General features: G+C 71.2%; 11 protein-coding genes. 3 read left to right on the forward strand and 8 right to left on the reverse strand.

All coding sequences use genetic code 11. From position 1 onward, the window contains the following. Positions 1-427: 427 nt before the first annotated feature. A complete protein-coding gene (locus tag AB0F18_RS20840) occupies positions 428-2,953 on the forward strand; it encodes an ATP-dependent Clp protease ATP-binding subunit (protein ID WP_362062774.1) in 2,526 nt (841 codons plus the stop codon). 606 nt (positions 2,954-3,559) lie between these two features. After that, complete coding sequence (locus AB0F18_RS20845; protein WP_362062776.1) at positions 3,560-4,180, forward strand: M23 family metallopeptidase; 621 nt, start codon at positions 3,560-3,562, stop codon at positions 4,178-4,180. A 4-nt stretch (positions 4,181-4,184) separates the two neighbouring features. On the opposite strand, the gene AB0F18_RS20850 is transcribed toward AB0F18_RS20845, so the two are convergent. The 7 genes from AB0F18_RS20850 to AB0F18_RS20880 all read right to left on the reverse strand — a co-directional run bounded on the left by AB0F18_RS20850 (position 4,185) and on the right by AB0F18_RS20880 (position 10,468). Continuing rightward, positions 4,185-5,267 carry a LamG-like jellyroll fold domain-containing protein gene (locus tag AB0F18_RS20850; protein ID WP_362062778.1) on the reverse strand — a complete coding sequence of 361 codons (1,083 nt, stop codon included), beginning with the start codon at positions 5,265-5,267 and terminating at the stop codon, positions 4,185-4,187. 82 nt (positions 5,268-5,349) lie between these two features. Beyond that, positions 5,350-6,663, reverse strand: a complete 1,314-nt coding sequence (cseC, locus tag AB0F18_RS20855; protein WP_362062780.1) for a two-component system sensor histidine kinase CseC — start codon at positions 6,661-6,663, stop codon at positions 5,350-5,352. Positions 6,664-6,673: 10 nt separating this feature from the next. Then, positions 6,674-7,387: a two-component system response regulator CseB gene (gene cseB, locus AB0F18_RS20860; protein ID WP_362062782.1), complete on the reverse strand. Its 714-nt coding sequence runs from the start codon at positions 7,385-7,387 to the stop codon at positions 6,674-6,676. Positions 7,388-7,425: 38 nt separating this feature from the next. Next, positions 7,426-8,130 (reverse strand): hypothetical protein, encoded by a 705-nt coding sequence (locus tag AB0F18_RS20865; protein ID WP_362062784.1) that lies wholly within the window; start codon positions 8,128-8,130, stop codon positions 7,426-7,428. After that, positions 8,118-8,678, reverse strand: coding sequence for a SigE family RNA polymerase sigma factor (locus AB0F18_RS20870; RefSeq protein ID WP_362062786.1), 561 nt, complete (start codon positions 8,676-8,678; stop codon positions 8,118-8,120). The genes AB0F18_RS20865 and AB0F18_RS20870 overlap by 13 nt, the downstream gene beginning before the upstream one ends. A gap of 217 nt (positions 8,679-8,895) precedes the next feature. Next, positions 8,896-9,831, reverse strand: coding sequence for an A/G-specific adenine glycosylase (locus AB0F18_RS20875; RefSeq protein ID WP_362062788.1), 936 nt, complete (start codon positions 9,829-9,831; stop codon positions 8,896-8,898). Positions 9,832-9,853: 22 nt separating this feature from the next. Beyond that, positions 9,854-10,468, reverse strand: a complete 615-nt coding sequence (locus AB0F18_RS20880; RefSeq protein ID WP_362062790.1) for a phosphatase PAP2 family protein — start codon at positions 10,466-10,468, stop codon at positions 9,854-9,856. A gap of 160 nt (positions 10,469-10,628) precedes the next feature. Here AB0F18_RS20880 and AB0F18_RS20885 point away from each other — a divergent pair, with 160 nt between their 5' ends. After that, complete coding sequence (locus tag AB0F18_RS20885) at positions 10,629-11,417, forward strand: hypothetical protein (protein ID WP_362062792.1); 789 nt, start codon at positions 10,629-10,631, stop codon at positions 11,415-11,417. Positions 11,418-11,439: 22 nt separating this feature from the next. Here the strand turns inward: AB0F18_RS20885 and disA are convergent, their stop codons facing one another. Then, positions 11,440-12,564, reverse strand: coding sequence for a DNA integrity scanning diadenylate cyclase DisA (disA, locus tag AB0F18_RS20890; protein ID WP_362062794.1), 1,125 nt, complete (start codon positions 12,562-12,564; stop codon positions 11,440-11,442). Between the last annotated feature and the right edge of the window lie 94 nt (positions 12,565-12,658).

Below are 12,658 nucleotides of genomic sequence, written 5' to 3' on the forward strand. Positions count from 1 at the left end.
CGTCGGGTTACGCAGTGCACCCGGTCCAATGCGGAACGTAAACGTACGCGGAGCGGAGTCCCACATTCGGGACACAAGCGTGTTCGCCCGTAGCGGAGGGAACCATGCTCACCGGCATGGAGTGTCAGTCCTTACGGGTAAGACATTCCTAGTGGATCGGGGCGACACGCTGATTTGAGCGGCTTCCGTTCGCCATCGGCGTACACGTGTGACGGGTATCTGCCTGGCCTGCGGGAACATCGTCTCGCACCATCGGGTTGGAGCAGTAGTCGGCTCTTACAGCCGGTTTTCCTCACCGACGTGGGGGTGAGCCGTGGACGGATGTCGGCAGTTGGAATGAGCTGTCCCGTCCCGCGGGACTAGCATGCGGAAGGACAGGGCGGGGACCGACCCCGAACTGCCCGACCGCTCTGAGGAGCGATAAACGATGTTCGAGAGGTTCACCGACCGCGCGCGGCGGGTTGTCGTCCTGGCTCAGGAAGAAGCCCGGATGCTCAACCACAACTACATCGGCACCGAGCACATCCTCCTGGGCTTGATCCACGAGGGTGAGGGTGTCGCCGCTAAGGCCCTGGAGAGCCTCGGGATTTCGCTCGAGGCTGTTCGCCAGCAGGTTGAGGAGATCATCGGTCAGGGCCAGCAGGCCCCGTCCGGGCACATCCCCTTCACGCCGCGGGCGAAGAAGGTCCTGGAGCTTTCGCTCCGAGAGGCCCTCCAGCTCGGCCACAACTACATCGGCACCGAGCACATCCTGCTCGGCCTGATCCGCGAGGGCGAGGGCGTCGCCGCCCAGGTCCTCGTGAAGCTGGGCGCCGATCTGAACAGGGTCCGGCAGCAGGTCATCCAGCTGCTCTCCGGCTACACCGGGGGCGGCAAGGAGTCGGCCACCGCAGGCGGCCCGGCCGAGGGTACCCCCTCGACCTCGCTGGTCCTCGACCAGTTCGGCCGCAACCTCACCCAGGCTGCCCGCGAATCCAAGCTCGACCCGGTCATCGGGCGCGAGAAGGAGATCGAGCGGGTCATGCAGGTGCTGTCCCGCCGGACCAAGAACAACCCCGTCCTCATCGGCGAGCCCGGCGTCGGCAAGACCGCCGTCGTCGAGGGGCTGGCCCAGGCCATCGTCAAGGGCGAGGTGCCCGAGACCCTCAAGGACAAGCACCTGTACACCCTGGACCTGGGTGCACTGGTCGCCGGCTCCCGCTACCGCGGTGACTTCGAGGAGCGCCTGAAGAAGGTCCTCAAGGAGATCCGCACCCGCGGCGACATCATCCTGTTCATCGACGAGCTCCACACGCTGGTCGGTGCGGGTGCCGCCGAGGGCGCGATCGACGCCGCGAGCATCCTCAAGCCGATGCTGGCGCGCGGTGAGCTCCAGACCATCGGTGCGACGACGCTGGACGAGTACCGCAAGCACCTGGAGAAGGACGCGGCCCTTGAGCGCCGCTTCCAGCCGATCCAGGTCGCGGAGCCGTCCCTGCCGCACACCATCGAGATCCTCAAGGGTCTCCGTGACCGGTACGAGGCCCACCACCGCGTCTCCATCACGGACGAGGCCCTGGTCCAGGCGGCCACCCTGGCCGACCGGTACATCTCGGACCGCTTCCTGCCGGACAAGGCGATCGACCTGATCGACGAGGCCGGCTCCCGGATGCGCATCCGCCGGATGACCGCGCCGCCGGACCTCCGCGAGTTCGACGAGAAGATCGCGGCCGTGCGCCGCGACAAGGAGTCGGCCATCGACTCCCAGGACTTCGAGAAGGCGGCTTCGCTCCGTGATTCGGAGAAGCAGCTGCTCGCCGCGAAGTCCAAGCGCGAGAAGGAATGGAAGGCCGGCGACATGGACGTCGTCGCCGAGGTCGACGGCGAGCTCATCGCCGAGGTGCTGGCCACCGCGACCGGCATTCCCGTCTTCAAGCTGACCGAGGAGGAGTCCTCGCGCCTGCTGCGCATGGAGGACGAGCTCCACAAGCGCGTCATCGGGCAGAAGGACGCCATCAAGGCGCTTTCGCAGGCGATCCGCCGTACGCGGGCCGGCCTGAAGGACCCGAAGCGTCCCGGTGGCTCGTTCATCTTCGCCGGCCCGTCCGGTGTCGGTAAGACGGAGCTGTCGAAGACGCTCGCCGAATTCCTCTTCGGTGACGAGGACGCGCTGATCTCCCTCGACATGTCGGAGTTCAGCGAGAAGCACACGGTTTCCCGTCTCTTCGGTTCGCCCCCCGGCTACGTGGGCTACGAAGAGGGCGGCCAGCTGACCGAGAAGGTCCGCCGGAAGCCGTTCTCCGTCGTCCTCTTCGACGAGGTCGAGAAGGCGCACCCGGATATCTTCAATTCGCTGCTGCAGATCCTGGAAGACGGTCGCCTGACCGACTCCCAGGGCCGGGTGGTCGACTTCAAGAACACGGTCATCATCATGACGACCAACCTGGGTACGCGGGACATCTCCAAGGGCTTCAACCTGGGCTTCGCCGCCCAGGGCGACGTCAAGACCGGGTACGACCGGATGAAGGCGAAGGTCAACGAAGAGCTCAAGCAGCACTTCCGGCCCGAGTTCCTCAACCGTGTCGACGACACGGTCGTCTTCCACCAGCTGTCGCAGGAAGACATCATCCAGATCGTCGACCTGATGATCGCCAAGGTGGACGAGCGCCTCAAGGACCGCGACATGGGCATCGAGCTCAGCGGTGACGCGAAGATGCTCCTGGCCAAGCGCGGCTACGACCCGATCATGGGTGCCCGCCCGCTGCGCCGGACCATCCAGCGCGAGATCGAGGACCTGCTGTCGGAGAAGATCCTCTTCGGCGAGCTGCGCCCCGGTCACATCGTGGTGGTGGGCGTCGAGGGTGAGGGCGAAGAAGCCAAGTTCACCTTCCGCGGCGAGGAGAAGTCCACCCTGCCGGACCTTCCCCCGATCGAGGCGACGGGCTCGGGCCCGGACCTGTCCAAGGGTGCGTAGGGGCCGGTAGGCCTGAGTGAGTGGAGGGGCGGCCCCGGGACCTTTGGTCCCGGGGCCGCCCCTTTTCGTGTCGGGCCGCCCCGGATCGCTACGCGCTCCTCACGTGTCGGGGTCTGCGGCCGTCTGGGGCCGGTACCCGCGCCTCAGGACGACCGGGAGGGGCTCTGGGGCGGTCAGGCGCGGCGGATCGCTGCGGGGTGCCCTTTGGGGGCGTCTGGCGGGCGTTTGGGGCCGGTGCGGCTCGCAGGTACCTCCAGCCCCGCCGGCGATTGAGGCGCGGGGGCAGGGGCGGCGTCCCTGGGGAGGGGGGTCCGTGCAGCGGGGTGGGGAGGGTGGGCGGTGACAAGCCGCACAGGATAAAACGGACCTACTAGGGCGGACCGTAGGGTGGGCGTCCGGTTTGTCCCTGTGTTGTCGCTGGGTGGGCGGCGTCAACGGGGGCGGCGGAGCTCGTTCGGTTACGAGGCGGGGTAGTAAAGCGGATGTTTGGGGAAGAGACGGGGCCCGGGTTACCAAGGTGGGGCAAGCCCGGCAGTGACGGCCCAGGCCGCCGTGCCGGGATCTTTCTTGCCCCCACGCCCTTGTCCCCGGCCCCGGAGGTCCCGCATGTCCGCGAAGCGCGCCCGCACCCGTCGTACCCGTACCGCCCTCGCCGCCACCGCCCTCGGTGCCGCGCTGGCCCTCGGGGCCGGGACGACCGCCGCCTTCGCCGACGAGGCCCCCAGCACGCTGTCCGCCACCGCCGAGGTCGCCGCCGTCCAGGCGCAGGCGCAGGCCCAGGCCGCCCAGTCCGCCGCCGCGAAGCCCGGCCTGTGGGACAAGCCCGTCGAGAGCTACACGCTGTCGGCGACCTTCGGCAAGGGCGGCAGCATGTGGGCCCACAAGCACTCCGGCCAGGACTTCGCCGTCCCCGTCGGCACCCCGGTGCACGCCGCCTCGGCCGGCACCGTCGTCAAGGCCGGCCCCAACGGCGGCGGTGACGGCCCGGCCTACGGCAACGCCATCGTGATCAAGCACGCGAACAACACGTACTCCCAGTACGCGCACCTGTCGAAGATCCAGGTCAGGATCGGCCAGAAGGTCACCGTCGACCAGCAGATCGCGCTGTCCGGCAACACCGGCAACTCCAGCGGGCCGCACCTGCACTTCGAGATCCGCACGACGCCGAACTACGGCTCGGCGATCAACCCGGTGGCCTTCCTGCGCAACGCCGGTGTGACGGTCTGACGCGTCAGATCAGCCAGGAGTGGGTCGGCTTGGCCTTGCCGAGCTTGTTGTTCTTCAGGCCCGTGATCTGCTCCTGGTTCAGGTTCTGGTCGAAGATCCGGACGTGGTCGAGCGCCCCTTCCCACGGGGCGCTCCAGATCCCGTGGTGGCGGGCCCGGCCCAGCTGGAGCGGCCCGGGGCCCGCCCAGATGCCGGAGACCTGCGCCTGACCGGCCTGCTTGTCGTCCACCCACAGCGCGATGGTCTTCTTCTCCGCGTCGTAGGTCCCCGTCAGCAGCGCCCACTTCTTCGTGGTGTCCACGTTGTCCACGACGACCTGCTGGGCCGTCGCTGCCTGGCCCTTGTCCCCGGTCTGCACCCGGAACACCCAGGCCTTCTTGCCGCCGACGACCTCGAAGCCCAGCTCGAAGGCGTACGAGTCCCCGTCGCCCTGGCTGACCGCCATGTGCGAGCCGCCCTCGGTGGTGTTGTAGACGCGGGTGGAGACGGAGAAGCTCTTCGTGACGTCCACGGCCGCCTCGGCGCCCTGCGCGTACGAGTCCGCCGTGCCCTTGAACCGGACCTCGGTCCGCTGGGACACCTCGCCCAGCGAGGCGCCCGGGCCCAGGGCGATGCCCATCCTGCCGTTGCGGTCGCGCAGCAGGTTCGGCTCGCCGGGGACGGTGGGGGAGTCGTCTTCGGGGGTCTTCTCCGGGGACTTCGCCGAACCCGACGCGCTGGGGGAGCCCGAGGAGGAGGCGGTCGGCTTGTCCGTCGGCTCGTCGCCGCCGCTCATGAGGAAGAACGCCGTCCCCGCCGCCACCAGGACCACCGCGAGCGCCCCGCCGCCGATGGTCAGCAGCCGGCGCTTCTTGCGCTGCGCCTCGGTGGCGTCGGCCATGGCCTGCCAGTCCGGGGTGGGAGCGGCGCTGAAGGTCTCGGGTATCGGAGGCGGGAACGTTTCGTCCGCCACGGGCGGCGGCCCGAAGCCCTGCCCCTGAACCTGCTCCGGCTGGTAGGGGTTGGACTGCCCGGGCTGTGGATAGCCGTATCCACCGGAGGCGGGTCCGGGCTGGGGGCTGTTCGGGCGATCCATACCGTCAGTCATGGCACGGATGCTAGAACATCACCGGGATCCGGGAAGCCCCCGGACCGCCCCCGGCGACCCCCGGCCCCGTGAGGAACAAGGGTCAGCCGGGGAGCTGGATGATCGGGAAGCTGCCCGTCGCCGTCGGGGCGTGTTCCGGGAGCCAGAGGACCGCCACCGCGCCCGCGGCCGCACCCTCGGTCTCCGCGCCGCCCGGGGGGGCGACGTTGCGGAAGGTGAGGCGGGCGCCCAGGACGCGGGCCTGGCCCTCGGCGATGGTCAGCCCGAGCCCGTGGCCGACGCCCGCCCGGTCCGTGGAGCCGGTCCGGAAGCGGCTCGGGCCCTCCCGCAGCAGTGCCTCGGGGAAGCCCGGCCCGTGGTCGCGCACGCGCACGACCCGGCCCTCGATGTCGACCTGGATCGGCGCCTGCCCGTAGCGCGCGGCGTTGGCGAGGAGGTTGCCGAGGATCCGCTCCAGCCGGCGCGGGTCGGTGCTGACGATCTCGTCCGCGACGACCCGTACGGAGGCCTCCGGCATCAGCGCCGACACCCGCCGGGACACGAACTCGCCGAGCGCCACGTCCTGGAGCTCGGCCCGCTCGGACGCGCTGTCCAGCCGGGCCACCTCCAGGACGTCCTCGACCAGGGCCCGCATCGCCTGCGCGCGGTCGCGCACCAGTTCCGTCGGCCGGCCCGGGGGCAGCAGTTCCGCGGCCGTGAGCAGGCCCGTCACCGGGGTCCGCAGCTCGTGCGCGATGTCGGCGGTCACCCGCCGCTCGGCCTCCAGCCGCTGCTGGAGGGCGTCGGCCATGGCGTCGACCGCCCGCGCGAGGTCGTCCGTCTCGTCGCGTACGACACCGCCCACGGCGTCGCGCACGCGGACCTCGGGGTCCCCGTGCGCCACCCGCTGGGCGGCGGCCGCCGCCTTGCGCAGCCGGCGGGAGATCTGCCCGCCGATGAGCACGCCGAGCGCCGAGCCGCCGATCACGACGGCGAGGGAGCCGACGACCAGGGCCCGGTCCAGGTCCCGCACCATGTTCGCGCTCTCGCGGAACTGGTGGTGCATGGACAGCACCTGCCCGTTGCCGAGCGGAACGGCCGCCCACACCTCGGGGGCCCGCTTGGGGGTCTCCTGGATGTAGGTGCCGCGCCGCCCCGAGCGGGCCTTCTCGCGCAGCTCGGTGGGCAGCTCGGGGTCGTTGATCTTGGCGCCCCAGATGGGCTTGCGGCCGGCGTCGGGGGTGCGGGCGATGTACTGGACCCGCTCCAGCTCGGAGTCGCGGGCGCTCTCCAGCATCGACACGCGGGCGGCGCTGTGCACGACCAGGCTCAGGGCGAGCGCGGTGAGCGCGCCGACGGCGGCGATGGCGAGCGTGATCTTCCAGCGGATCCCCGTGCGCAGGGTGAAGCGCCTCATGCTGTGGTTCTCATGCCTTGAGCTTGTATCCGAAGCCGCGGACCGTCTCGATCCGGTCCTGCCCGATCTTGGTGCGCAGTCGCTGTACGTGGACGTCCACGACGCGGGTGTCGCCGCCCCAGTCGTAGTCCCACACCCGCTCCAGGAGCCGGTCGCGGGACAGGACGGTGCCGGGCGCGGAGGAGAACTCCAGCAGCAGCCGCATCTCGGTGGGGGTCAGGGCGACGGGGGCGCCGGCCCGGCGGACCTCCATGCCCTCGGTGTCGACCTCCAGGTCGCCGAAGGACAGCACCCCGCGCTCGTCGGAGCCGTCGCCGTCGGCGGGGCCGCCCGCGCCGTTCTGCGCGCCGCCCGCGTGTCCGAAGCGGCGCAGGACCGCGCGGATCCGGGCGACGAGGACGGAGCCGTCGAAGGGCTTGGTGACGTAGTCGTCCGCGCCCGCCTCCAGGCCCAGCACGACGTCGATGGAGTCGGCGCGCGCGGAGAGCATGATGACGGGGACGGTGGACTCGTCGCGGATGCGCCGGCACAGGCTCACCCCGTCCATGCCGGGGACCATCACGTCCAGCAGTGCGATGTCCGGCCGGTTCGCCCGGAAGGACTCCAGTCCGGACAGGCCGTCGGGCATGGCGGTGACCATGAACCCGTCGCGTTCCAGCGCCAGGGTCGTGGCCTCGCGGATGACGTCGTCGTCCTCCACGAACAGCACGTGGGTCTCGGCCATGCCCAGCATCACTCCGGTCGTTCGGTCTGCTTGTGCGGTCAGTTCTTGGGGGAGACGGCCGGAGCCGGCTGGCCCGCGCCGTCGCCGACGTTGCTGTACTCCGAGTGGACCCGGTCCTGCTCGGCGAACTTCTCCCCGTTCCAGTGGTACGTGATCACGTCCTCGCCGGAGGGGTAGGCGGCGGCGTCGCTCTTGCCGTAGACCGGTTTGCTGACCACCAGGTCGCCCCGGTCGATCTCGGCGTAGACGGGCGGCTGCTCGTCGGCGAAGACATTCTCGTACTTCCCGCCGTCCGACCGGTACACGTACGAGCCGCGGCCCAGGGCGTCGGCGCAGGACAGGACGTTGACGACGATGTCGACGACGGCGCTCCCGGTGATCTTCCCGTAGCTCACGTCGACCGGGTACTCCTTGCCCGTGCAGGGCTTGAGGTCCCGTTTGATCTCGGCGCTGACCTTGGGGTCCGCCTTCAGCAGGGCCACCGGGTCGACCTTCTTCAGCGGGTTGCCCGTCCCGGCCGCGGGGGAGTGGCCCGGGGCGACCGGACCGGAGGGCGCGGCGGCCGTCGGCTGGTTGTTGCGGGACACCGACTCCGTACGCGCGGGGCCGCCGTCGCGCAGGCCCGTGCCGCCGGTGGAGCAGCCGGCCGCGAACAGCACTGTGCCGACGAGGACGACCGTCCCCGCCGACGTCAGTACCAGCGAGCTTCTGCCGCTCAGGCTTTGGCCGTTCAGGCCGCGCACCGCTCCCGCCCCTCGTCACGCGTGGTGTGGTCACCGCGTTCGAGCGCACGCATGTCCAGGTCCCGGCTCTCCAGCTCCTGGCGGAGCCGGGCCAGTGCGCGGTGCAGTGTGCTCTTCACGGTTCCCGCCGACATTCCGAGCGCCGCGGCCGTCTCCTCGGTGCTCATCTGCTCCCAGTGTCGCAGCACCACGACGCTGCGCTGCTTGGGCGCGAGCACCTTGAGGATGTCCATGAGCAGGGCGCGGTCGGCGCGCTGGTCGGATCCGTCCTCGATCGAGGCGTCCGGGAGCTGCTCGGTGGGGACCTCGTCGAGCTTGCGGGCACGCCACCACTCGGTCCGCGTGTTGATCATGACGCGGCGCAGGTAGGCGTCGGCCAGGGACTTGTCGGCGATGCCGTCCCAGCGGCCGTACGTGCGCACGAGGGCGGTCTGGAGGAGGTCCTGGGCGTCCGTGGGGTCCGGGACCAGGCGGCGGGCGCTGCGCAGCAGGGCGTCCTGCCGCGTGCGTACGTACTCCTCGAATTCGAGTACATCTCCGTGCGCCATCTAGACCGCCTCCGCTGCCGTCCCCGTCACCCGCTGCGTCACCGCTGCCTTACGGATCCGACGGTACGGAGGGGTTGTCACGGCACTGTGCGGGTCAGCCTGCGGTGGGCGCACGGACACCCGTAGGTTGTGTAACAGTGCCCGTGAGCTGGGGTTTCCCAGCCCTAAACGGAATGGTGCAGTCAACTTCAGGCCCTTTTCGGGACCGCCCCCGCGATCACCCCTGCGGCAGCCGGTACATCCCCCGCGCGAGCGGCTCCACGAGCCCGTCCGACACCAGCCCGTCCAGCGCCCGGGCCCGCTGCACCGGCTCGTCCCACACCGCGTCCAGCTGCGCCTGCGCCACCGGCCCGCTCGCCTCGCGGAGCACGGCCAGCAGCCGGCCGCGTACCTGCCGGTCGGTCCCGGCGTACGTCTGCCCGCGCCGCGGCGGCCCGTCGTGCGCGGGCTTCCCGGCCAGCCGCCAGGCGCACAGCCCCGCGACGGGGCAGCGCACGCAGTCGGGGCTCTTGGCCGTGCAGACCAGCGCGCCCAGCTCCATCGAGGCCGCCGCCCAGCGGGCCGCCGTGGCCTCGTCCTGCGGCAGCAGCGCCCGGGCCAGGCGCCGCTCGGCGGCGGTGGTGGCGTTCGGCGGGTACTCGACGCCGGTCGAGGCACGGGCGAAGACCCGGCGCACGTTGGTGTCCAGCACCGCGTGCCGCTGCCCGTACGCGAAGGAGGCCACCGCGGCGGCCGTGTACTCCCCGATCCCGGGCAGCGCGAGCAACTGCGCGTGGTCGCGCGGCACGTCGCCGCCGTGCCGCTCCGTTATCGCCGCGGCCGCGCCGTGCAGGCGCAGGGCCCGGCGGGGGTAGCCGAGCCGTCCCCAGGCCCGTACGGCCTCGCCCGGCGCCTCGGCGGCCAGGTCGGCGGGCCGGGGCCAGCGGGCGAGCCACTGCTCGTACACCGGCAGGACCCGGCTGACGGGGGTCTGCTGGAGCATGAACTCGCTGACCATGACCCCCCAGGGGCCGGCCTCGGGGCGGCGCCAGGGCAGGTCACGGGCGTGCTCGTCGAACCACGCGATGACGGGCTCGTGCAATGCGGTCGCGGTCGCTGACGCGGTCGCGTTCGCGGTCGCGGGAGATGCGGGGGATGCGGCGGATGCAGTCATGTCAGGGGCATCCTGGCACGTTCTACCCCTGGCGTGCGGGGCCCGGACCGGTGAACCAGACGGCCGCGCGGATCCCGCTCCCCTGGACGGCGGCGATCACCCGGCTCATCGGGCCGGTCAGCAGCGCGACGGCGAGCGCGCCCAGCGAGGCGCCGAGCAGCAGGCCCATCCCCACGTCGTGCGGGTAGTGCGCGCCGACGAACACCCGGGAGAAGGCCATGAGGACCGCCATCGGCAGGGTCAGCACCGCGAGGCGCGGCACGGCCAGCGCCAGCGCCACGGCGGCTGCGCCCGCGATGGCGGAGTGGTTGCTGGGGAAGGACCAGTCCCCGTACGGCGGACACGGGAGCAGCGAGGCGGCCGCGCCCGCGACCGCCCGGCAGGGCCGCTCCTCGTTGATGGTCGACTTCACCAGCTCGGAGGCGACGTACACGAGCGCGGTGACCAGCGGCGCCAGCACGGCGCGCGCCACGGCCCGCGGATCACGCCGCCCGCGCGCCCGCCACCAGACGGCTATGTAGAGCAGGCCGAAGACCAGCAGCCCGTATTCCGTCCAGACCTCGAAGGCCGACTGCACCCAGTGGGGCGTGTCGTGGGCGAAGTCGGTGATGTCGCGGTAGAGGTCGGAGGTGTCCATGGTCACTGACCGTACTCAACCCCTGGTCGGGGCCCACGCCGGACCCTGGCCTGATCTTGCCGCTCCGGACCCGTCCCCCGAGATGATCATCGCCAAAACCCGTCGTATGCGCGGCATGTGGGGCACTGATCGCGGCACGAGTTCTCGTAAGGTTCGGTACGTGGGATCTCTGCGCAATCCGGTCGGGCCGCTTCCCTCCTCCATTTACTGGCGGCGAAGGGCTGTTCTGGCGTCCGTCGCCGCGCTCGTCGCGCTGCTCGCCGTATGGTTCGTCAGTTCCGGCGGGGGCGGCACGAGTACGAACGGCAAGGGCGGCGGCGACGGCTCCGGCCCGGTCCGCACGATCACCCCCGGCCCCTCCGGTTCCGGCCCGGCGATCAGTCAGGCGCCGGGCGGACGCGCGGAGTCGGGCTCCGGCGCGGGCTCCGCCTCCGGCTCGGACGGCGGCACGTCGAAGAACCCCGACCAGGGCGCCGGCTCCAACCCGGGCTCCTCCTCCGGCGGCGCGGGCGCCGCCCAGGCCCTCCCGGCGGACTCGCCCCTCCCCACCTGTGCGGCGAGCGCGATGCAGTGGGAGGTCAAGAGCGTGAAGAACGAGTACGAGACGAACGAGAAGCCGCGCCTCGAACTGATCGTCCGCAACGTTTCCGGCAGCACCTGCAAGGTCGGGCTCGGCCCGAAGCAGGCGGTCGTGACGATCTATCAGACGACCGGCGCCAAGCAGGTCTGGTCCTCGGCCGACTGCCCGTCGGGCCCGGGCAACGCGTACTTCCGCCTGCCGGCGCAGGGCGAGGCGAAGCAGTCGGTGGAGTGGGACCGGAAGCTGAGCGCGGCGGACCAGTGCCAGTCGCCTCCGGCGGGCACCCCGGCCCCGGACACGTACGTGGTCGAAGCCAAGTCCCCGGGCCTCCCGGTGGCCCGGACCTCCTTCGTCCTGAAGCAGGACTGACGGCGGGGCTGTCCCCGGCCGGTCAGACGTAGCGCTCCAGGATCGAGGACTCCGCGAGGCGGGACAGGCCCTCGCGGACGCTGCGCGCACGGGCCTCGCCGACACCGTCGACCGTCTGGAGGTCGTCGACGCTCGCAGCGAGCAGCTTCTGCAGCCCGCCGAAGTGCTCCACGAGCCGCTCGATGATCGCCCCCGGCAGCCTCGGCACCTTCGCCAGCAGCCGGTACCCGCGGGGCGACACCGCCGAGTCCAGGGTCTCCGGCGACCCCGTGTACCCCAGCGCCTTCGCGACGATCGCCAGCTCCAGCAGTTCCGGATGCGTCAGCGCGTCCAGCGCCGGCAGCGCCTCCTCCACCGTGCGGGAACGCTTCGCCGTCGGTTCCGGAACGTAGTCCCGGATCACCAGCTCCCGCTCCTGCTCGATGCCCACCGTCAGCTCGTCCAGCTGGAGCGACAGCAGTCGCCCGTCCGTGCCCAGTTCGACCACGTACTCGGCGATCTCGGTCGCGATCCGGCGGACCATTTCCAGCCGCTGGGCGACCGCGGTCACGTCGCGCACCGTGACCAGGTCCTCGATCTCCAGCGCCGACAGCGTCCCCGCGACCTCGTCCAGCCGCAGCTTGTACCGCTCCAGGGTGGCCAGGGCCTGGTTCGCCCGCGACAGGATCGCCCCGGACTCCTCCAGGACGCGCCGTTCACCGTCCACGTACAGGGCGATCAGCCGCATCGACTGCGACACCGACACCACCGGGAACCCGCACTGCTTCGACACCCGGTCCGCCGTGCGGTGCCGGGTGCCCGTCTCCTCCGTCGGGATCGACGCGTCCGGCACCAGCTGCACGCCGGCCCGCAGGATCTTCGTCAGGTCCTTGTCGAGGATGAGCGCGCCGTCGAGCTTGCACAGCTCCCGCAGCCGCGTCGCGGTGAACTCCACGTCCAGGACGAAGCCGCCGGTGCACATGGCATCGACCGTCTTGTCCATGCCGAGGACGATCAGCCCGCCGGTGTTGCCGCGGACGATCCGCTCCAGACCGTCACGCAGCGGCTGACCTGGTGCGACGGCACTCAGAGAGGCGCGCATCAACGCCTCGTGCTTGGAGCTCGCGCCCGACTTGCCGGATGCTGCTGCCCCGTCCTTGGCTGCCACTGCACTCCTCCGGTCGCGGGTTGCGCCGCCTGCCTAGGGCCGGGCGGACCAGCACAAAGTCTACCGGCGCCGCCTGCGCGCCCGCCGGGGCTTG

The organism is Streptomyces sp. NPDC029216, from assembly GCF_040648015.1.
Taxonomy (GTDB): domain Bacteria; phylum Actinomycetota; class Actinomycetes; order Streptomycetales; family Streptomycetaceae; genus Streptomyces.